Source organism: Bradyrhizobium sp. SZCCHNR3119 (assembly GCF_032487775.1).
Classification (GTDB): Bacteria; Pseudomonadota; Alphaproteobacteria; order Rhizobiales; family Xanthobacteraceae; genus Bradyrhizobium.
The window spans coordinates 3,770,209-3,789,286 of the sequence record NZ_JAUEUV010000001.1; the positions used below are offsets into that span (position 1 = coordinate 3,770,209).

Consider the following 19,078-nt stretch of genomic DNA (forward strand, 5'->3'; position numbering starts at 1 on the left):
GCACTTCGGCTTTGACCCATGTGTTAGTTCTTGACGATCACCGTGGCGCCGACCGAGACCCGATTGTAGAGGTCGGTGACGTCCTCATTGGTCATCCGGAAGCAGCCTGAGGACACCGCCTGGCCGATGGTTTCCGGTTCGTTGGAGCCGTGGATCCGGTACAGCGTCGATCCCAGATAGAGAGCGCGGGCGCCCAGCGGATTTTCGATGCCCCCGCGCATGTGGCGCGGCAGGTCCGGCCGGCGCCGCAGCATCTGGGAGGGCGGAGTCCAATCCGGCCATTCCTTCTTGGCCGTGATGCGGTGGACACCGCCCCAGCGGAAGCCGTCGCGGCCCACGCCAATGCCATAGCGCAGTGCCTGGCCGCTCGACAGCACGAGATAGAGCCGGCGCTCGGCGGTGTTTATCACGATGGTGCCGGGCGCGTAGTTGGTCGGGTACATCACGGTTTCACGCGGGATCGGGCTGGCTCCGCTCTGGTAATAGTTCGGCCCGCTGCCGAACAACTCGCGCGTGTCGAAGAATTCCGCCCGGGCCAAGCCGCTGCTGGCGAGCAGCGGCGCCCCGGCCAACGTGACAGCCGCAATCGCCATACCCAATGAACGCGTCATTTCAATCCCCCGGCAAGCTATCGAATTATGCGAAAAGACAGGCCACAACCGGCCGTTTTTCGCAACCCACGGACCCGTGACAAACGGCGTTTCGCCAGCCGCCGTAACCTAAATTCCACGTCCCGAGCATGCGCGATCGGATCTTCCAACAAAGGCGTTAGCCAATCCTTTGCGTTGTTCGTGGTGCCATGGCTGCAATGCAGCTCTGCCCTTTGACTGAGCCGGCGAACAATGATTGATCTCAAATTCCTTGTGGTAAAGCGCGGTGTGAACGGAGCGGATGATGAACGGTGCGGAAAGTCTGGTGCGGACCCTGGTCGCCGGCGGTGTTGACGTCTGCTTCACCAATCCCGGCACCTCGGAGATGCATTTCGTCGCCGCGCTGGACCGGGTCGAAGGCATGCGCTGCGTGCTCGGCCTGTTCGAGGGCGTGGTGACCGGCGCCGCCGACGGCTATTTCCGCATGAAGGGCACCCCGGCCTCGACGCTGCTTCATCTCGGGCCCGGCCTCGCCAACGGCCTTGCCAATCTGCACAACGCCAAGAAGGCGCGCTCCGGCATCGTCAACATCGTCGGCCAGCACGCGACCTACCACATCGGCTTCAACGCGCCGCTCACCTCGGACATCGAAGGGCTGGCGCGGCCGATGTCGGACTGGGTGCGGACCTCGCCGAGCGCCAAGGCGGTGGCGGCGGACGGCGCTGCGGCAATTGCTGCTGCGAAGAGCGCGCCGCCGCAGATCGCGACCCTGATCCTGCCGGCCGATACCGCCTGGAACGAAGCCGATGGCATCGCGACGGTCCCGGCTGAGACCCAGCGTCCGAGCTATTCGGCTGACGCGGTCGAGAAGGCGGCCAAGATCCTGCACGCTCATGGTCCGGAGACGCTGGTGCTGATGACCGCCAGTGCGCTGACCGAGCAGGGGCTTGCCTTCGCGCAGCGGATCGCCGGCAAGACCGGCTGCCGCGTCATGGGCCAGACCTATCATCCACGGATGGCGCGCGGCGCCGGCCGCTTCTCGATCGACCGCATCCCTTACGTGATCGAACAGGCGCTGCCGATCCTGAAGAACTACAAGCATATCGTGCTGGTCGATGCCAACGATCCCGTCGCCTTCTTCGCCTATCCGAACAAGCCGAGCATGTTGAAGGCCGAGGGCACCGAGGTGCACCGGATGACGGCGTGGGGCGAGAATTCCGTCGCCGCGCTGGAAGCGCTGGCCGGCCATCTCGGCGCCAAGGCTTCCGATGTGCAGCCGCAGAAGCTCGCCGAGCTGGTCAAGCCGACCGGCGCGCTGAACCACACCACGATCGCGCAGGCGATCGCTTACGCGATCCCGGAGAACGCGATCGTGGTCGATGAGTCCATCACCACGGGCCGCGGCTTCTTCCCGCCGACCGCGGCCGCCGCCCCGCACGACTGGCTGCAGAACATGGGCGGCTCGATCGGATTCTCGACGCCCGTTGCGACCGGCGCGGCAGTTGCCTGTCCCGACCGCAAGGTGATGTGCCTGGTCGGCGACGGCAGCGCCATGTACACGATCCAGTCGCTGTGGACCCAGGCGCGCGAGAACCTGAACGTCGTGACCGTCGTGTTCGCCAACCGCATCTATCAGATCCTGCGCGGCGAGTTCGATGGCGTCGGCGCCGGCGAGCCGGGGCAGCGCGCCCAGGACATGCTCAAGATCGACCGGCCGACGCTGGATTTCGTCGCCATGGCCAAGGGCATGGGCGTCCCCGGCCGCGCGGTCACGACCGCCGACGAGTTCAACAAGGCGCTGGCCGAGGCGAACGCGGAAGCCGGGCCGCGCCTGATCGAAGTGCAGATGTAACCCCGCTCGCCCCGCTCGTGGCGGCCGCAAAACGGCCGCCGGTTGATGGCAGCGTCATGACCTCATTATGCGGTTGGCGACTCAGGCCGATTGCGTGTTGTTGGTGACGTCTCCATCCCTTTGCTTCTTGGGCGGCATGCACAGTGAATTGAACCGATTGATCTCCGCGCTGCAGGAGTTCTATGCGCGCGAGCGCTTCATTCTTGACCGCGACCTCGGCGAACGCGCGCTGACGCATCGGTTCGCGGTGCATCTGGAGCGCAACTTCCTCGGCTGGGACATCGACTGCGACTACAACCGGCTCGGCGAACGCAGGATGATCCTGCCGCGCGGCAGCATCGTCTCGACCGACGATACGCTCGGCAAGTCCATCTATCCCGACATCGTCGTGCACCGGCGCGCCGTTCCGGAAAACCTGCTGGCGATCGAGGTCCGCAAGGCAAGCAATCACCAGCCGATCGAACATGATCGCCACAAGCTGATGGCGCTGACCGACCCGCATCTCTGGTTCGCCTATTGGATCGGGGTGCTGCTGGTGCTGGATCGGACCGGGGTGAGGGGCGCGGAAGTCTTTGCCGGCGCGCGGCTGGATCAACAGATGACGGCTTGGCTTGCCGTCCGCCTCGTGCATATGGGCCTGCTCGCATCCTGAGCGATGGAGCCGAGGCCCGGCCGCTCGACCTGAGCAAACAGACGGTCGCCCAGCGCTCGGGCGCGGACAAGATCGACGCGCGTCAGCAAACAGGGGGCTTGCGGGTTGTGGCATCCCGCAATGAGCTGCCGCGCTTCGCCTCGGACAGCGCGGCAGATCGATGGCCGCTCCGGCAACGGAGCGGCCGGGCGTCTCGAAATGCTTACTGCTTCATCGTGTCGCTGGACGACTTGGTCGACTTCTTCGATTTCTTCTTGGTCTTGCTCATCTTCATGCCGTCGCCCTTGCTCATGGTGTCGCCGCTCTGGGCTGTAGGAGCGGTAGAGCCGCCGGCCTTGTCCTGGGCGAAAGCGGTAGACGACATCAAGGCAACTGCGGCCGTGGCGATGATCAGTTTGCGCATTGCGAAAAAACCTCCATGGGGTTTGGAACCGGCGCACCATAACGGAACTTGCGCCGCGTCGTTCCGTCGCAGGGATCAGTTATTCGTGAGAGTTCCGCCATCCAAAAGCCGCTTTACGCCCTCGCCGCGCGGGAACGGCGCTGGTTCTGTGGCGATTGTCTCGCGTGCAGATACCCATGCGCAGACGAGGAGGCGGACATGGACTGGCAAACGGCAATGATCGCCCACGAGCCGCCGCACGACATGCAGGAAGATGATTTCGGCTACGCCGCTGGCTGGACCATCAGCGGCCTGGCGACGCTCGGCACCATCGTCGCGGTCTGGCTGTTCGCGATCTGATCGAGCATTCAGCACACTGACCAAGCGAAGCGATCGCGGCCACGGCAGATGCCAGAGGCGAGCGAGTGAGGAGCCGCGCGAACGGCTTGAGGTCGGCCAGGCACCGCACCCATATTGGTTGCGGGTAGGATCAGAAGGAGGCCGTCATGCTGATTTGCGATCCGAGACATTTCGCTGCCGCCTTGCTGATAGCCACGCTGCCTATGGGATTTGCCTCCGCCGCCGGGCCCGGCGGTGGCGCGACGTCCGGCGGAATAGGCGCCGGCGTGGGTGCAGGAGGCACGGGAAGTGCCGCCGTCGGAGGCGGAGCACCGACGGGAGCCGTTGGGGGCGGCATCGGTCGGGTGGGGGGCGGATCACCGGGTTCAAGCAATCCAGCCGGTAATGGATCAGCCGGAACAGGAAACCCCAGCACGAATGCCCGCGGACTCGTCGGAAGTGGTACCAATGCGTCATCGGGAGTCACGACCCCCGCGACCAGGAGCGGCACCATCGGTGGTTTGGGTGGTGCTACGGGCGTCGCGCCCGCACCCGCCGACTTGCGTGGCGGCGCCTCGCCGGCCGCATCGAACCCAGAAGGTGCATCAGCAGCAAATAAGACGGTGCCAGAAGCCGTCCACGGTGCGGCGGAGGAGCAGATGCAAGTATCGTCCACTGGACTGTCTCGGCCGGGACCAGACGGATCGACGATCACAGTTCCCGCGCGGCCGTGCGGCCTCGCCGCTCACGAAACGGACGGAACGACAACCTGCATCGGAATTCCGGTTCCGAAGAGAAGCCGCCGATGACTGGCACTGCTGCCGTCGGCTGATCATGGCGTCGATCGCGGTGCTTCGCGGCCGGCGCGCCGCATGGTTGCCGGTGGCCGAGAACGGCGTTGCGCGATCGCCTTATCCCTGGAGTTCGTCTTCCAGCGTCAGCTGCATGAAGACAAGATCGAGCCACTTGTCGAACTTTCGACCAACCGATCGAAGCTGGCCAGCCGTGGAAAAACCGAGCCGTGCATGCAGCTGCAAGGACGGCTCGTTCGTCGCTTCGATCCCGGCGACCATGACGTGCTTGTTCATGGTGCGTGCGCGCGAGACCAGTTCGCTCACCAGCGCATAGCCGACACCAAGTCGTCGTGCGGCGCGATCGACATAAACGGAGTGCTCGACAGTGTGGCGATAGCCGTCCCACGGCCTGAAGGCACCGAACGACGCATAGCCCAGTAACCTGGAACGATCTGAGGCGACCAAGACCGGATAGCCGCTCTGTCTGCGCTCGGCCAGCCAGGCCATCCGCGCCTCAAGATCGGAAGGCCGATCATTCCAGATCGCCGTCGTATGCAGCACCGCATCGTTGTAGATCGATAGGATGGAAGCCGCATCAGCTTCTGTCGCGTCGCGGATTTGCAGTTCATCTATCGGCATCGGCGGCCTCTCGGGATCGACATCCGACTATTGCATCTCTGAGAAGCGCTCAGCAATTCTCAAAGCAGCACCGCGCGAATTCTCATATATTGACCGATCGTCAGCTCCGGTTGGTACATGCGTTGCTCTTGGAGAGGACGGTCGCACGATCGGCAATGAGCCAAATTTTGCGGCTATGTCATCGATACCCACAGGAGCTACAAATGAATTATCCTCTCACGACGCGCCGCGGCGCGCTCGTCGGCGCAGTTGCGGTCGCCGCAACCTCGACGCTTGCTGCTGATAAGGCAGCGGCATCGGGAGTCGGCGGGATCAACGCTGTTCCGCCGCTCGCGGCGCACTGGAATGAGCTCGACCTCGTTGAGATCCTGTCGCGGCCGGCGGCCTACATGTCTGTGAGCCAGAACAAGTCCGTGTACGATCCCGGCGGCGTGCAAGCATCTGAAGGTCACCGCGAACGCGGAAGCCTCGAAGCAACCGTCAAGGTTGTCAACGCGGCGCGAAAGGTGAAAAATTTCGTGTCGTTCAACTGGATCGGCTATGAGGTGTTTCGCGGGAATTATCCGCAATCGGACTTCGATCGCGTGCAATATGCGAGCTGGACCAAGGGGTTGAATTTCAGTTCGGAAATGAAACGGCGAGACAATGAACTCGTCGGGGAATTGCGGGCGCTGGTTCGGCCTGGCGACAATGAGTTCAACGAGCTTGCGCTTCAGACGGCTTTCGCCGGAACGCAATTGCCGCTGGAGCTTGCGCGCAAGCGCATCCAGACGATCGTGCTTACCGGCATTCACCTTGACTGGTGTATCGAGGGAAATGCGCGCGCGGCGCGCGACGCGGGTTACCTTCCGATCGTCATCGGCGACGCCTGCGGTTGCCAGAAGCCCGAACAGGAGGCGGCTGCCATGCAGCGCATCAACAACTTCTTCGCGCCGGTTATCTCCGCGGACCGGTTCGTGGAACTTCTTTCCCAGCGGGCCTAGGATCGATCCGAAGCGTCGCCGCTGGGCGACGCTTCGGAGGGCGCGCTGATGACAGAAGAACTGGACAAAGCGATCGGGACTCGCCTCAAGCAGCTGCGAGTGAAGGCAGGTCTCAGCCTGAACGAACTCGCAGCCCGGTCAGGCGTCAGCCGTGCCATGATCGGGCGAATAGAACGTGCGGAGAGCAGTGCAACGGCGGCACTTCTCGGAAAACTGTGTGCGGCACTCGACGTCACGTTGAGCGCGGTGATCGGCCTTTCGGATCGGCCTCCTGAACGTCTCACCCGGAAGGCGGATCAACCGGTCTGGCGGGATCCGGAAACCGGATATCGTCGCCGTCATGCATCCGCGCTCGATGCGGCCAGCGGCATCGAGATCATCAGTGTCGAGCTGCCTGAAGGGCAGCGCGTGTCCTATAGTCCTTGGGGCAGGCGCGCCTACACGCAGCAACTGCTTCTGCTCGAAGGTCGATTGACGGTCTTCGTCGGAGAAAAGCGCTTTGACCTCGACGAGGGAGACTGTCTCGATTTCGACGTCATGCGACCTGTCGCGTTCGAGAATGCCGGCCACGTGCCGGCAAACTACATCGTGATCGTCAGGCATTCCTAGGCAAGTTGGGCGCATCTGTTCGTCATTTGACGCCCAGGAACGTGACGTGCAGTTCGGCCCTCTCTCAGGGCTCACAGCAAATTTAATGCTTCGGGCGCCCGGCTTGCCGGCGAAACTGCTCAAGTTGCGCTTCCAACAGCGCTTCCGTCGCGGCCCGAGCTTTTGGATCACTATCAATCAGGCTGAAATGGAGCTCGGCTCTTTGAGCAACACGCTCCCATATCTTACTTACGCGATCGAACGGTGGGTCGATCCGCCTCAGCATCATCTCAGATTCGCAGTCGTCCATGTCTTGGGACGTGAACTCGGTGGAGCCATTGGCCCAATGGTTCATCGTAAGTACCCAGAAATCGATCAACTCGGTATCTGGCAGAAGTTGGAACCGTCTCCCTCGCTTCGTGTAACCTTGGACTTTTTCGAGACGTTCATGCTTCAGCAGAGCTTCTAGCTCGTCGCGCCGGTCAATCACTATGCATTCCTTAAAGCATAAAGGCGGTATTAATATGCGAATCGCCTATCTGGTTACCGCATTCGCAGTATAGTTTCCAGCCTAGGTTGAGCGTTTTTGCTGCGGCGTCTTTCTCCCTCCTTGTCGAGAGAGCCGCGCCTGGCGCGCCAGTACCGCACGGGCAGCCACGTAGGCTGTCCGTCGGGGATCGAGCCCGTTGCTTCGTCAATTCTTCCGGCAAGCCTGCTGCAAAATCCGCTTCAGTGCTTCCGCGATCTCTTCCTGCTCGCTTCAGGTCGCGCGCATCGAGCGCATGCAGGAAGAGACCCGCCGGGGAAGACCCGAGCGGGTCTCATTGCTATTGGGGACACCCGCAACGATAAATTAGGGCATCTGGATCGATACAGGCGCCATCTGCTCAATCAGAAAGTGAGCGTAATGTGGTTACTTGTGGCGTTCATGGTCGTGGTCGTCAGCGGGCTAAACTTCATCATTGAAAGGTCGTCTATGACGAAGAGCGTGAAAGCGGTCACGCGGCTGGCGGTACTCGCCGGGGCGCTGGCGACCACCTTCTATTTGGTCATCTAGACTCGCGAAGGGGGAATTGGGACGGCACCGATGCCGGGATGGGAACACGCCCGGAACAAAGTGCACGGATTTTACACGGATATGCACGGATGTTCCTACCCTGTTCCACCCGTGCAAGTCCTGCGATACTCTCTGGCGTGCCAGCGTCGAGCTAAATTATGTAGTGATTTCAGGTACTTCGATGGTGGGCGCACAAGGGATCGAACCTTGGACCTCTCCCGTGTGAAGGGAACGCTCTCCCGCTGAGCTATGCGCCCGGATTTCGGTGGCGGGGCGGCGATGAAGCCGGCCAGCACCCGAAGCAGTCCGTCGGAGGCTGCGATTTACGAAGTGCAGGCTACCGGTGTCAAGGTTTGCACGGTCTTTCGAGGCGGAATTCCTCGGGTCAAGCCGCAAGAATCGAGCAAGTCGGCCGCATGCGTGTCGCAGGGCGCTAGCTAGCCCCGATCTGGCGGGCGCGCGAGGCGTGGGCCTGCAGGGCGCGGATGCGCTCGGCCAGGGTGCCGCCCTGGATGCCGTTCGGGCCGGTGGCGGCCGTGCCGCTCGCATTGCCGTTGGCGGGATGGGGCGGCGCCGGCTCGGCCTCCAGCATCGCCTCGATGGCCGAGTTCGGCCCCTCCAGCTGCATGGCGAGCTTGGCGACCTCCGCGGCGATGTCGTTGATCCGCTCGCGCAACAGGGCGTTCTCCATCCGCTCCTGGGCCCAGGTGCTCTCCGCCTGCTGCTGGATCGTGTTCATCTCGCGCTGCAGCTTGGCGCGTTCGTCGCGGGCGATCCGGAGCTGCTCTTCCAGCGCCGCCTTCTCGCCCTTGAGCTTCTCCACGGCCGAGGATTTGCCGCCGGAGAAGCCGGCGAGCTCCTCGCGCAGCTCCTGCATGCTGCGCTCGGCGGCCGCGTTGGCCTGGCGGAGCTGATTGGTCTCGAAATCGCGCTCGGCCAATAGCTTGCCCTGCGTTGCCAGCCGCGTCTCCAGGTCGGCGGCCCGGCCCGCCAGCATCTCGGCCTCCTTGACCTGAACGATGAGCTGGCGATCGAGGTCGGTGACGCGCTGGCTGAGATTTTCGACCCGGCCGCGCGCGTCGGTCAGCTCGCGCGAGGTCGCCTCCTGCTCGCTGCGCTCCTGCGTCAGCCGCGCCTGCGTCGCGGCAAGGTCGGTCCCGGCCTCGCCGACCCGCGCCTTCAGCTCCTCGATCTGGGTCCGCACCGTGACCAGCTCGATCTGGCGGCTATCCGCCAGCATGGCCCGGTCGTTCAGTTCGGTTGAGAGGCGGGTGAGTTCACTCTGCTTGTTCTTCAGGGCCTGCTCGGCGGCGCGTAAGCCATCGGCCTTGGCGATCACTTCCTCCTCGGTGGTGCGGAGCTGGTCCTTCAGCGCCTTCTCCCGGGCTTCGAGCGCAAAGATCGTGGCGTTCTTCTCGCCGAGTTCGATCTTCATGCGGTTGATCGCATCGGTCTTCTTGCCGAGTTCGGCAAGCTGGTTGGTGGTCTTGCTTTTGAGGGTCTCGAGGCTGAGCTCAAGCCGCCGCGCCGACATGGCGAATTCGGCGCGGAGCTGGTCCTTATCGGCCTGGATCTCGGCCATCGACAGCGGTGTGGCGGCCTCGAGGCGGCGCGTGGTCAGCCGCACCGCCCGGCTGTGCACCAGGGGCACCAGCATCAAGGCGCACAGCATCGCGACCAGAAAACCGATCGCGAAATAAATGATCGGCTCGACCATGACACGCAACTCCAGGCCAGCTCGCGTAGCGGAGTTGGCGTTCGCAACCCGCTCGCCGCGAGTCCTGATGCGAACGTTACGACCGAAACGTCACGAGCATTACGTTCGCTCGTGGTTCTCTGGTGCCGACATCCGCAAAAGTAGTTCCCAGACGGGATACGTATGTCAGCCTCAAAACCACGACTTGATAGAATCACATTGCCACGCCAGCAGGGGCTAACGCCAGCATGTCGCCGCGCCAATGTCGATCCGTCAGTGCAAAATGTGTCTGATCGGTATCAGAACGGGTTCCAGGTCGGACTCGGAGTGTATTTGAGATAGCCGACATTGGCCCCGAGCCTCAGGCCGATACCGGAGCGGATCGGCACCAGCACGATGTTGTTGGCGGTGAGCGCGGTCATGCCGAAGCCGCCGACGATATAGGCCGAGCCGTCGATGCCGACGAAGCGCTGATAGATCGCGCTGGTCGCGGGCAGGTTATAGACCAGCGTCATCGTGCGCGCGCCGTCGCCGCCCCAGTCGAAACCGACCGAGGGCCCCTGCCAATAGACACGCAGGTCGCCGGCGTTCTTGGTGTAGAGCGTGCCCTCGCCGTAGCGCAGGCCGGCCACGAACGCGCCCGAGCCTTCTTCGCCGAGCACGTAGCCGTTCGGCAGCCCCCATTGGCTGACCGCGCGCTCGATCACCGAGGCGAGGCCGCGCGAGACGTTGCCGAAGAAGTGATGGCCGGCGGTGACCAACTCGTCAGGTCCGTAATTGTCCGGCCCGGGCGCGCGCTGTGGCGGTGGCGCGCTCGGGGGGGGCGGCGCCTGCTGCGCACTCGCCGGCAGAGCCAGCGCGAGACAGGCCGCAAGCGTCGCGGCAACAACGCGGGAAACGAAGCTCATGAAAGGATCCCCTGCAATCGAATGTCCGACCGTCGCTTAACCTGACGCCAACCACCCGCGAGCGATGATCAGAGAAGGGCATGGCCCCCTTCGACTAGCATCTTATCGGCACCAACTATGACCGGACAACGGCAACAACGAAACCTCGGAGGGGCAACGTCGCGGTTTTGCCTGGGAATAGTCGCGATTCTGTTTCTGGCGGCTGCCTCCGCCGCCGTCGTCGGAGCCCGGGCCGCCACCACCGAACGCGTCATCACCAACCGCTTCAGTGGGCTTGCCATCGACGGCTACGACCCGGTGGCCTATTTCGTCAATGGTAAGCCGATGCAGGGCCTGCAGGAGTTCGAGGCCTGGCAGGGCGGGGTGGTCTGGCGCTTCCACAATGAAGGCAACCGGGCGTCCTTCCTGGCCCATCCGGAAATCTATGGCCCGCAATTCGGCGGCTATGACCCGACTGATGTCGCCCGCGGCGTCACCGTCGCTGGTAATCCGCGGCTCTGGCTCGTGGCCGATCAGCGGCTGTTCCTGTTCAGCCGCGAAGACAATCGCGACAGCTTCGCGGCCGATCCCGACCGCTATTTACGCCAGGCCGCCGAGCGCTGGCCGGCGCTCATGCAGGATCTTCCGGAATAGGAACGGCGCAATCGCTTCAGGCTGCCGGCGTGACGGCGGCCGGATCTCCCCAGGCGATGAACGCGGGGATGATGAAGCCCTCGCGCCCTTCGCCGAAGCGCAAGGGGGCGCCGGTTGCGGTGGTGACCGCGCCGCCGGCCGCAGTCACCACCGCATGGCCCGCGGCCACGTCCCATTCGGAGGTCGGCGCCAGTCGCGGATAGATGTCGACCGTCCCTTCTGCGAGCCGTCCGAATTTCACCGCCGAGCCGAGCGGCAGCTTGACCGCTCCGGGGCGGCTTTCAATGAACGCCTCGGTCCGGGGATCCCCATGCGACCTGCTGACGGCCGCAACCCAGCGGTCGCCGGCTTTCGGCAAGGGACGCGTGTGGATCGGCGTTGGCGGCCCGATCCGATCATCCTCGAACGTCAGCCGCTCAGCGCCACGGCCGACCAGTCCCCGCCACAGCAATCCCAGCGCCGGTGCGCAGACAATCCCGAGCAGGGGGGTGGCCGCTGTGACCAGCGCGAGATTGACGGTGAACTCGCTGCTGCCGGCGACGAACTCCTTGGTGCCGTCGAGCGGATCGACCAGGAAGAAGCTGCCGCGAAATGGGCTAGCTGCCGCGCTGGCCCGTTCTTCCGACAGGGTCGGAATTTCAGGCGCAATCCGCGCAAGACCCTTGGCGATCACCCGGTCGGCGGCAAGGTCAGCTTCCGTGACCGGAGAGCCGTCCGATTTTTCGGTGACCGCCATCGCCCGGCGGTTGACGGCGAGAATGGCCTCCCCGGCCTCCACGACCAGCTGGGTCAGTGGCTCCATCAGCGCCGCGGCAGCCTCGAGGTCGACGATGGGTTCTTTAGCTGCCCCGGGGGTCATGGCGATTTCGTCCTCTGGAATGACACGAGCAGGCGACACAGGATTGGCGAGGGCCCGCGTTCTGCCATGTGTCACGATTTCGGGTCTTCGCGCGAGTCTTGCGCGGCCGGTATTCGATTGTTCGGGTGTGAAAGCGATGTGGGAGCGCAACGTCTGCCCGCAAAAACCTATACGCGGTTTTGCGGATCGGTCCTAAGCTCAGGTGGCCGTTCATGCGCTCGCAGTGTATCAAGCCTGAAAGGCTCCATGATTCGTCCGGTTTTTTCAGGAACTTCGAATGTCAAGCACATCGTCTCCCGCTCCTGCGTCTCAGCATCCTGCCCCCGATACGCTCGAACTGGCAGCATTGCTCTGCTCCAAGGTGTGCCACGATCTGATCAGTCCGGTCGGCGCCATCGTCAATGGGCTCGAGGTTCTCGACGACAATCCGAAACCTGAGGATCGCGATTTCGCGCTCGAGCTGATCCGCAAGAGCGCCAAGACGGCGTCGGCCCGGCTGCAGTTCTGCCGGCTTGCCTTCGGCGCGGCGGGCTCCTCCGGCGCGCAGATCGATCTCGGCGATGCCCAGACCATGGCGCGCGGCCAGATCGAGGATGCCAAGACCTCGATCGTCTGGAATCTGCCGCGGCTGCTGCTGCCGAAGAACAGGGTCAAGCTGCTGCTCAACATGATGGTCATTGCGCAGCAGACGATTCCGCGCGGCGGCGTCCTGACCGTCGATCCGGTCGGAGAAGGCGAAGCCATCAGCTTCCGCGTGTCCGCCACCGGCCTCAACGCCCGTCTGCCGCAGAACATCGTCAATCTTCTCGGCGCAACTCATGAGGGGGCGATCGATGCGCATGCGGTGCAGCCTTATTATACGCGTCTGCTGGCGGAAGCTTGCGGGCTGAAGGTGACGCTGGTGGCCGAAGGCGAGGCGATGGTGGTTTCCGCCTCTTGATGTCCGAAGCCGCGCGCGGCCTCGCGTGCGTTATGGTTAATCAAAGCTTGCGATAGTTCTCCGGCGATCGTTGAATCGGCGGAGGCATCTTATCTCTTTGTTGAGCCCATTCATTTCCGCTTACTCAACCAATATTAAACGGTTTGCATCGAAACTGGCCACGGTTTGAAGGCGCGTCATGTCGCGTGCCGCTGCGTGCGAAGGCCTGGTTTCATGGATGATCTGTTGCGTGAGTTTTTGACGGAGACCAGCGAAAGCCTGGATACTGTCGACAATCAGCTGGTGCGGTTCGAGCAGGAGCCGAACAACGCCAAGATCCTGGATAACATTTTCCGTTTGGTGCACACGATCAAGGGGACCTGCGGCTTCCTCGGCCTGCCGCGGCTGGAAGCGCTGGCGCACGCCGCCGAGACCTTGATGGGCAAGTTCCGCGACGGCATGCCGGTGACCGGCGAGGCCGTGACCTTGATCCTGACCACGATCGACCGGATCAAGGACATTCTGGGACAGCTCGAGGCGACCGAGGCCGAGCCCGAAGGCGCCGATCGCGACCTCATCGATGAGCTCGAGGCGATGGTCGAGCGCGGCATGGCGGCCATGGCGGCGGGCGGAGCGCCGGCCGAGGCGGCGGCACCTGCAGCGGTGGAGCCGGCGGTTGCGAAGGGCACGCTGATCGATCAGACCTTGGAGCGGCCGCTGCGTCCAGGCGAAGTCTCGCTCGACGAATTGGAGCGCGCCTTCCGCGAGACCGCGATCGAAGTGCCGGCCGCGCATGAGCAGGCGAAGCCCGTCGCCCCAGCACCCGCCGCCAAGACCGACGCAAAGACCGAGGCCGCCAAGGCCGAGCCGAAGAAAGACGCCAAGCCCTCGCGGCTCAGCAAGGCCGCCGCCGAAACCGAGGTTCAGGAGAGCGACAAGGTCGCCAACCAGTCGATCCGCGTCAATGTCGACACGCTCGAACATCTGATGACGATGGTCTCCGAGCTGGTCCTGACCCGCAACCAATTGCTCGAGATCGCCCGTCGCAACGAGGACACCGAGTTCAAGGTGCCGCTGCAGCGGCTGTCCAACGTCACCGCCGAGCTGCAGGAAGGCGTCATGAAGACGCGCATGCAGCCGATCGGCAATGCCTGGCAGAAGCTGCCGCGCATCGTCCGCGATCTCGCCACCGAGCTCGGCAAGCAGATCGAGCTCGAGATGCACGGCGCCGACACCGAGCTCGACCGCCAGGTGCTCGACCTGATCAAGGATCCGCTCACCCACATGGTGCGCAACTCCGCCGACCATGGCCTGGAGACCACCGCCGAGCGTGCCGCCGCGGGCAAGCCGGAGCAGGGCACGATCCGCCTCTCCGCCTATCATGAAGGCGGCCACATCATCATCTGCATCGCCGACAATGGCCGCGGGCTCAACACCGAGCGGATCAAGGCCAAGGCGCTCGGCAACGGCCTCGTCAGCGAGGCCGAGCTCGAGAAGATGACGGAAGCCCAGATCCACAAATTCATCTTCGAGCCGGGCTTCTCGACCGCCGCCGCCATCACCTCGGTGTCGGGCCGCGGCGTCGGCATGGACGTGGTGCGCACCAATATCGACCAGATCGGCGGCACCATCGACATCAAGTCGGTGGCCGGCGAAGGCACCTCGGTCACCATCAAGATCCCGCTGACGCTCGCCATCGTCTCGGCGCTGATCGTCGAGGCCGGCGGCGACCGCTTCGCGATCCCGCAATTGGCGGTGGTCGAACTGGTGCGGGCGCGCGCCAATTCCGAGCACCGCATCGAGCGCATCAAGGACACCGCGGTCTTGCGCCTGCGCAACAAGCTGCTGCCCTTGATGCACCTGAAGAAGCTGTTGCGGATCGACGACGGCTCGTCCTCGGATCCGGAGAACGGCTTCATCGTGGTGACCCAGGTCGGCAGCCAGACCTTCGGCATCGTGGTCGACGGCGTGTTCCACACCGAGGAGATCGTGGTCAAGCCGATGTCGACCAAGCTGCGCCACATCGACATGTTCTCCGGCAACACCATCCTCGGCGACGGCGCCGTGATCATGATCATCGATCCGAACGGCATTGCGAAAGCGCTCGGCGCCGCCGGCTCGGCCTCGCAAGGCGTCGCCGACGAGCATGCGCTGCATCACGCCACCACCGGCGAGCAGCTCACCTCGCTGTTGGTGTTCCGCGCCGGCACGGCGCAGCCCAAGGCGGTGCCGCTGGCGCTGGTCACGCGCCTGGAAGAGATCGCGGCCGACAAGATCGAGATCAGTAACGGCCGCTACATGGTGCAGTACCGCGATCAGCTGATGCCGCTGGTGCAGATGGAGGGCGTCTCGGTCCAGACCTCGGGCTCGCAGCCGATCCTGGTGTTCGCCGACGAGACCCGCGCCATGGGCCTCGTGGTCGACGAGATCATCGACATCGTCGAGGAGCGCCTCCACATCCAGGTCTCCGGCTCCCGCGACGGCATTCTCGGCTCCGCCGTGATCAAGGGCCAGGCCACCGAAGTGATCGACGTCGGCCACTTCCTGCCGATGGCGTTCGCCGACTGGTTCATCCGCAAGGAGATGGCGACCGAGGCGCAGACGCAGTCGGTGCTCTTGGTCGACGACTCGCCGTTCTTCCGCAACATGCTGGCGCCGGTGCTGAAGTCGGCGGGCTACAAGGTGCGCACCGCAAGCTCGGCGATCGAGGGGCTGGCGGCGCTGCGCTCGGGCCAGAGCTACAACATCGTCGTCACCGACATCGAGATGCCGGAGATGAACGGCTTCGAGTTCGCCGAGACCATCCGCGCCGATCAGCACCTGCACCATCTGCCTGTGATCGCGGTGTCCTCGCTGGTGTCGCCGGCGGCGATCGAGCGCGGCCGCCAGGCCGGGTTCTACGACTACATCGCCAAGTTCGACCGTCCGGGGCTGATCGCGGCGCTGAAGGAACAGGTCGAAGAGCAGGCCCGCGCCGAAGCCGCCAAGCAGGCCGCCTAACCGCAGCCGTTTCAGGAGTAGCGTTAAGATGAGCATCAAGACCGAAACCAGCGACGGCGCGGTTGCCGAATATGTCACCGCCGTGATCGGCGGCCAGCTGTTCGGATTGCCGATCTCGCGGGTGCAGGACGTGTTCATGCCGGAACGGCTGACGCGGGTGCCGCTGTCCTCGGTGGAGATCGCGGGCGTCCTGAACCTGCGCGGCCGCATCGTCACCGTGATCGACATGCGCGCGCGGCTCGGCCTTGCCAAGGCCGACGACGGCAAGCCGCCGATGGCGGTCGGCGTCGACCTGCGCGGCGAGTCCTATGGCCTCCTGATCGACCAGATCGGCGAGGTGCTGCGGCTGCCCGAGGATGGCCGCGAGGAGAACCCGGTCAATCTCGATCCGCGCATGGCCAAGCTCGCCGGCGGCGTCCATCGCCTCGACGGCCAGCTCATGGTCATCCTCGACGTCGATCGCGTGCTCGAGCTCGCACAAGACAAGATGGCTGCCTAGTGCGGCGCATTCGGAGCGCCGATCGATTCCTCTGCGTATTCTCGATCGGAACTTCGATTCAAAGCCGCGCTAGATTCACAGTTGCTGGTAGCACCAGGCCCTCGATGACGAGGCGATATGCACGAGAGTATTGGGTCGGAAAAACCTGAGGGGCTGACATGAGAACATGCCTTGTAGTCGACGATTCGAGCGTCATTCGAAAGGTTGCGCGACGTATCCTGGAAGGGTTGGATTTCCAGATCCTGGAGGCCGAGGACGGCGAGCAGGCGCTGGAGATCTGCAAGCGCGGCCTGCCCGACGCCGTCCTGCTCGATTGGAACATGCCGGTGATGGACGGCTACGAGTTTCTCGGCGCCCTCAGGCGCATGCCCGGAGGCGACGCGCCGAAAGTGGTGTTCTGCACCACGGAGAACGACGTCGCTCACATCGCCCGCGCACTGCATGCGGGCGCCAACGAATACATCATGAAGCCGTTCGACAAGGACATCGTGACGGCCAAATTCATGGAAGTTGGATTGATCTGAAGCGTTTCCTCCGGGACGAACAGACGCCGTTCAGTATTGCGTTCGGCGTCGTCGTTCCGGTTCGGCCCTGGCCTGTTTGGTGAACAATGAGCGTCGCGTTAGCAAGTTCCTCGATCCCGGGCTCGAGCAGCCAGGAGCCGCTGCGGGTGATGGTCGTCGACGATTCCGTCGTGATCCGCGGAATGATCTCCCGTTGGATCGGGTCCGAGCCGGACATGGTCGTGGTCGCCTCGCTCAGGACAGGACTTGAAGCGGTCAACCAGCTCGATCGCGCCAATCCCGATGTTGCCGTGCTCGATATCGAAATGCCGGAGCTCGACGGCATCGCGGCATTGCCGCGAATGCTGGCCAAGAAGCGCAACCTCGCCGTGATCATGGCCTCGACGCTGACGCGCCGCAACGCGGAGATCAGCTTCAAGGCGCTGTCGCTGGGCGCCGCCGATTACATCCCGAAGCCGGAAAGCACGCGTCAGCCGGACGCCGCCGACACCTTCCACCACGATCTGATTCAGAAGATCCGCACCTTGGGCGGCAAGGCGCGCCGCGCCGGACATGGAGCGCCGCTGCATGCGCCGACGCTGGTGCCGCTGCCGGAGCACAGGCCGGCCACCGTGCGTCCGCTCATCGCGCCCGTGTCCTCGCACGCGATGCCTGCCGCGCCGATGGCGCTGGCACGCCGTCCCTTCAGCTCGCAGACGCCGCGTGTGCTGCTGATCGGCTCCTCCACGGGCGGGCCGCAGGCGCTGATGTCGCTGGTGACGGACCTCGGCCCGGTGATCGATCGTGTCCCGGTCCTGATCACCCAGCACATGCCGCCGACCTTCACCACCATTCTGGCCGAGCATCTGGCGCGCGCAAGCCGGCGACCGGCGCATGAAGCGATCGACGGCGAAACGATCAAGGCAGGCCAGATCTATCTGGCTCCGGGCGGGCGCCACATGCGTGTCGCGCGCCACGGAGCCGATGTCGTGATCGCGCTCGATAACGGGCCGCCGGTCAATTTCTGCAAGCCGGCCGTCGATCCGCTGTTCACCTCCGCGATCGACATCTGGCAGGGCACCACGCTCGCCGTCATCCTGACCGGCATGGGCTCCGACGGCATGCGCGGCGGCAAGGACATCGTCGCGGCCGGCGGCAGCGTGATCGCACAGGACGAGGCCACCAGTGTCGTCTGGGGCATGCCGGGTGCAGCTGCCAATGCCGGCATCTGTGCCGCCATCCTTCCCTTGAATCAGATCGCACCGAAGCTGGTCCGATTGTTCGCAGGAGACCGTTCGTGACGCCTCTGGACTATGAGTATTTGCGTAAGCTCCTGAAGGAACGTTCCGGGCTCGACCTGTCGTCCGACAAGCAATATCTGGTCGAGAGCCGTCTGTTGCCCGTGGCTCGCCGCACCGGCTTTCCCGGGATCTCCGAACTCGTGCAGAAAATGCGAAACGGTTCGGAAACACTGACCACCGAGGTGGTCGAGGCGATGACCACCAACGAGACGTTCTTCTTCCGCGACAAGATTCCATACGATCATCTGCGCGACACGATCCTGCCCGGGCTGATCAAGTCGCGCGCCGCGCGGCGCTCGATCCGCATCTGGTCGGCGGCAAGCTCGACCGGCCAGGAGCCCTATTCGATCGCGATGTGCCTGCGTGAATATGGACCGGCGCTGTCGGGCTGGCGCATCGAGATCGTGGCCACCGATCTGTCGCAGGAGGTGCTGGAGAAGTCCAAGGCGGGCCTGTACAGCCAGTTCGAGGTGCAGCGCGGCCTGCCGATCCAGCTGCTGGTGAAATACTTCACCCAGCTCGGCGAGTTCTGGCAGCTCAGCGCCGACATCCGCGGCATGGTCCAGCACCGGCAGCTCAATCTGCTGCAGGACTTCTCCCATCTCGGCAAGTTCGACATCATCTTCTGCCGCAACGTGCTGATCTATTTCGATCAGGAGACCAAGGCTCGGATCTTCGAGCGCCTCGCCAAGGTGCTCGAGCCCGACGGCACGCTGATCCTCGGTGCGGCGGAGTCCGTGGTCGGGATCACCGATATCTTCCGGCCGAGCCAGGAGCGGCGCGGCCTCTACCAGCTCAATCCGGCGCGCGGCGCGCGACCGGGGTCTGCAACCCTGCCGCCGGGGCTGAAGGTGGTGGCCGCGCGCTGATTTCTCCGCCCGGGT

Annotated in this window: 20 protein-coding genes and 1 tRNA gene; 13 read left to right on the top strand and 8 right to left on the bottom strand. The window is 64.1% G+C overall.

Annotated elements, in window-relative coordinates; all coding sequences use genetic code 11:
* Positions 1-23: 23 nt before the first annotated feature.
* Positions 24-611, bottom strand: a complete 588-nt coding sequence (locus QX034_RS17480; RefSeq protein WP_316184258.1) for a L,D-transpeptidase — start codon at positions 609-611, stop codon at positions 24-26.
* Positions 612-894: 283 nt separating this feature from the next.
* Here QX034_RS17480 and QX034_RS17485 point away from each other — a divergent pair, with 283 nt between their 5' ends.
* Together QX034_RS17485 and QX034_RS17490 are read left to right on the top strand one after the other, a co-directional pair.
* Entirely contained in the window at positions 895-2,442 is a 1,548-nt protein-coding gene (locus QX034_RS17485) for an acetolactate synthase large subunit (protein ID WP_315701336.1), read from the top strand.
* A 136-nt stretch (positions 2,443-2,578) separates the two neighbouring features.
* Positions 2,579-3,094, top strand: a complete 516-nt coding sequence (locus tag QX034_RS17490; RefSeq protein WP_315806938.1) for a hypothetical protein — start codon at positions 2,579-2,581, stop codon at positions 3,092-3,094.
* Between the two features lie 202 nt (positions 3,095-3,296).
* On the opposite strand, the gene QX034_RS17495 is transcribed toward QX034_RS17490, so the two are convergent.
* Positions 3,297-3,497 carry a hypothetical protein gene (locus tag QX034_RS17495; RefSeq protein ID WP_315701334.1) on the bottom strand — a complete coding sequence of 67 codons (201 nt, stop codon included), beginning with the start codon at positions 3,495-3,497 and terminating at the stop codon, positions 3,297-3,299.
* A gap of 198 nt (positions 3,498-3,695) precedes the next feature.
* On the opposite strand from QX034_RS17495, the gene QX034_RS17500 reads away from it, so the two are divergent.
* Positions 3,696-3,836 (top strand): hypothetical protein, encoded by a 141-nt coding sequence (locus QX034_RS17500; RefSeq protein ID WP_315701333.1) that lies wholly within the window; start codon positions 3,696-3,698, stop codon positions 3,834-3,836.
* Between the two features lie 890 nt (positions 3,837-4,726).
* Here QX034_RS17500 and QX034_RS17505 read toward each other — a convergent pair.
* Positions 4,727-5,248 carry a GNAT family N-acetyltransferase gene (locus QX034_RS17505; protein WP_315767174.1) on the bottom strand — a complete coding sequence of 174 codons (522 nt, stop codon included), beginning with the start codon at positions 5,246-5,248 and terminating at the stop codon, positions 4,727-4,729.
* 155 nt (positions 5,249-5,403) lie between these two features.
* On the opposite strand from QX034_RS17505, the gene QX034_RS17510 reads away from it, so the two are divergent.
* Both QX034_RS17510 and QX034_RS17515 read left to right on the top strand, forming a co-directional pair.
* On the top strand, positions 5,404-6,231 hold the full coding sequence (locus tag QX034_RS17510) for a cysteine hydrolase (protein WP_315701330.1): 828 nt from the start codon (positions 5,404-5,406) through the stop codon (positions 6,229-6,231).
* A 48-nt stretch (positions 6,232-6,279) separates the two neighbouring features.
* Complete coding sequence (locus tag QX034_RS17515; protein ID WP_409977732.1) at positions 6,280-6,840, top strand: helix-turn-helix domain-containing protein; 561 nt, start codon at positions 6,280-6,282, stop codon at positions 6,838-6,840.
* Between the two features lie 82 nt (positions 6,841-6,922).
* Here QX034_RS17515 and QX034_RS17520 read toward each other — a convergent pair whose 3' ends face one another.
* Positions 6,923-7,309: a hypothetical protein gene (locus tag QX034_RS17520; protein ID WP_315701329.1), complete on the bottom strand. Its 387-nt coding sequence runs from the start codon at positions 7,307-7,309 to the stop codon at positions 6,923-6,925.
* 96 nt (positions 7,310-7,405) lie between these two features.
* On the opposite strand from QX034_RS17520, the gene QX034_RS17525 reads away from it, so the two are divergent.
* A complete protein-coding gene (locus QX034_RS17525; protein WP_315730260.1) occupies positions 7,406-7,876 on the top strand; it encodes a hypothetical protein in 471 nt (156 codons plus the stop codon).
* 182 nt (positions 7,877-8,058) lie between these two features.
* Here the strand turns inward: QX034_RS17525 and QX034_RS17530 are convergent.
* The 3 genes from QX034_RS17530 to QX034_RS17540 form a co-directional block, all read right to left on the bottom strand.
* Positions 8,059-8,133 (bottom strand) — tRNA-Val (locus QX034_RS17530).
* A 176-nt stretch (positions 8,134-8,309) separates the two neighbouring features.
* Positions 8,310-9,593 carry a hypothetical protein gene (locus tag QX034_RS17535; protein ID WP_316195642.1) on the bottom strand — a complete coding sequence of 428 codons (1,284 nt, stop codon included), beginning with the start codon at positions 9,591-9,593 and terminating at the stop codon, positions 8,310-8,312.
* 278 nt (positions 9,594-9,871) lie between these two features.
* Entirely contained in the window at positions 9,872-10,480 is a 609-nt protein-coding gene (locus QX034_RS17540; RefSeq protein WP_315701270.1) for a DUF1134 domain-containing protein, read from the bottom strand.
* 117 nt (positions 10,481-10,597) lie between these two features.
* Between QX034_RS17540 and QX034_RS17545 the strand changes: the two genes are divergently transcribed.
* Positions 10,598-11,113, top strand: a complete 516-nt coding sequence (locus QX034_RS17545; protein WP_315701269.1) for a YHS domain-containing (seleno)protein — start codon at positions 10,598-10,600, stop codon at positions 11,111-11,113.
* A gap of 16 nt (positions 11,114-11,129) precedes the next feature.
* Here the strand turns inward: QX034_RS17545 and cysQ are convergent, their stop codons facing one another.
* A complete protein-coding gene (gene cysQ / locus QX034_RS17550; RefSeq protein WP_316195643.1) occupies positions 11,130-11,972 on the bottom strand; it encodes a 3'(2'),5'-bisphosphate nucleotidase CysQ in 843 nt (280 codons plus the stop codon).
* Between the two features lie 277 nt (positions 11,973-12,249).
* Here cysQ and chpT point away from each other — a divergent pair, with 277 nt between their 5' ends.
* The 6 genes from chpT to QX034_RS17580 all read left to right on the top strand — a co-directional run bounded on the left by chpT (position 12,250) and on the right by QX034_RS17580 (position 19,063).
* Complete coding sequence (gene chpT / locus QX034_RS17555; RefSeq protein ID WP_315701267.1) at positions 12,250-12,912, top strand: histidine phosphotransferase ChpT; 663 nt, start codon at positions 12,250-12,252, stop codon at positions 12,910-12,912.
* Between the two features lie 213 nt (positions 12,913-13,125).
* On the top strand, positions 13,126-15,891 hold the full coding sequence (locus QX034_RS17560; RefSeq protein ID WP_315701266.1) for a hybrid sensor histidine kinase/response regulator: 2,766 nt from the start codon (positions 13,126-13,128) through the stop codon (positions 15,889-15,891).
* A gap of 28 nt (positions 15,892-15,919) precedes the next feature.
* A complete protein-coding gene (locus tag QX034_RS17565) occupies positions 15,920-16,390 on the top strand; it encodes a chemotaxis protein CheW (RefSeq protein ID WP_315732722.1) in 471 nt (156 codons plus the stop codon).
* Between the two features lie 158 nt (positions 16,391-16,548).
* Positions 16,549-16,914 carry a response regulator gene (locus tag QX034_RS17570; RefSeq protein WP_315701264.1) on the top strand — a complete coding sequence of 122 codons (366 nt, stop codon included), beginning with the start codon at positions 16,549-16,551 and terminating at the stop codon, positions 16,912-16,914.
* Between the two features lie 86 nt (positions 16,915-17,000).
* On the top strand, positions 17,001-18,194 hold the full coding sequence (locus tag QX034_RS17575; RefSeq protein WP_315701263.1) for a chemotaxis response regulator protein-glutamate methylesterase: 1,194 nt from the start codon (positions 17,001-17,003) through the stop codon (positions 18,192-18,194).
* Positions 18,191-19,063 carry a protein-glutamate O-methyltransferase CheR gene (locus QX034_RS17580; protein WP_315701262.1) on the top strand — a complete coding sequence of 291 codons (873 nt, stop codon included), beginning with the start codon at positions 18,191-18,193 and terminating at the stop codon, positions 19,061-19,063. Before QX034_RS17575 ends, QX034_RS17580 begins: the two co-directional genes overlap by 4 nt.
* Positions 19,064-19,078: the final 15 nt, after the last annotated feature.

Bases quoted from the DNA above. Each gene is read 5' to 3' on its own strand.
- QX034_RS17480 (WP_316184258.1), bottom strand. From the start codon at position 611: ATGACGCGTTCATTGGGTATGGCGATTGCGGCTGTCACGTTGGCCGGG.
- QX034_RS17485 (WP_315701336.1), top strand. From the start codon at position 895: ATGAACGGTGCGGAAAGTCTGGTGCGGACCCTGGTCGCCGGCGGTGTT.
- QX034_RS17490 (WP_315806938.1), top strand. From the start codon at position 2,579: ATGCACAGTGAATTGAACCGATTGATCTCCGCGCTGCAGGAGTTCTAT.
- QX034_RS17495 (WP_315701334.1), bottom strand. From the start codon at position 3,497: ATGCGCAAACTGATCATCGCCACGGCCGCAGTTGCCTTGATGTCGTCT.
- QX034_RS17500 (WP_315701333.1), top strand. From the start codon at position 3,696: ATGGACTGGCAAACGGCAATGATCGCCCACGAGCCGCCGCACGACATG.
- QX034_RS17505 (WP_315767174.1), bottom strand. From the start codon at position 5,248: ATGCCGATAGATGAACTGCAAATCCGCGACGCGACAGAAGCTGATGCG.
- QX034_RS17510 (WP_315701330.1), top strand. From the start codon at position 5,404: ATGAGCCAAATTTTGCGGCTATGTCATCGATACCCACAGGAGCTACAA.
- QX034_RS17515 (WP_409977732.1), top strand. From the start codon at position 6,280: ATGACAGAAGAACTGGACAAAGCGATCGGGACTCGCCTCAAGCAGCTG.
- QX034_RS17535 (WP_316195642.1), bottom strand. From the start codon at position 9,593: ATGGTCGAGCCGATCATTTATTTCGCGATCGGTTTTCTGGTCGCGATG.
- QX034_RS17540 (WP_315701270.1), bottom strand. From the start codon at position 10,480: ATGAGCTTCGTTTCCCGCGTTGTTGCCGCGACGCTTGCGGCCTGTCTC.
- QX034_RS17545 (WP_315701269.1), top strand. From the start codon at position 10,598: ATGACCGGACAACGGCAACAACGAAACCTCGGAGGGGCAACGTCGCGG.
- cysQ (WP_316195643.1), bottom strand. From the start codon at position 11,972: ATGACCCCCGGGGCAGCTAAAGAACCCATCGTCGACCTCGAGGCTGCC.
- chpT (WP_315701267.1), top strand. From the start codon at position 12,250: ATGTCAAGCACATCGTCTCCCGCTCCTGCGTCTCAGCATCCTGCCCCC.
- QX034_RS17560 (WP_315701266.1), top strand. From the start codon at position 13,126: ATGGATGATCTGTTGCGTGAGTTTTTGACGGAGACCAGCGAAAGCCTG.
- QX034_RS17565 (WP_315732722.1), top strand. From the start codon at position 15,920: ATGAGCATCAAGACCGAAACCAGCGACGGCGCGGTTGCCGAATATGTC.
- QX034_RS17570 (WP_315701264.1), top strand. From the start codon at position 16,549: ATGAGAACATGCCTTGTAGTCGACGATTCGAGCGTCATTCGAAAGGTT.
- QX034_RS17575 (WP_315701263.1), top strand. From the start codon at position 17,001: ATGAGCGTCGCGTTAGCAAGTTCCTCGATCCCGGGCTCGAGCAGCCAG.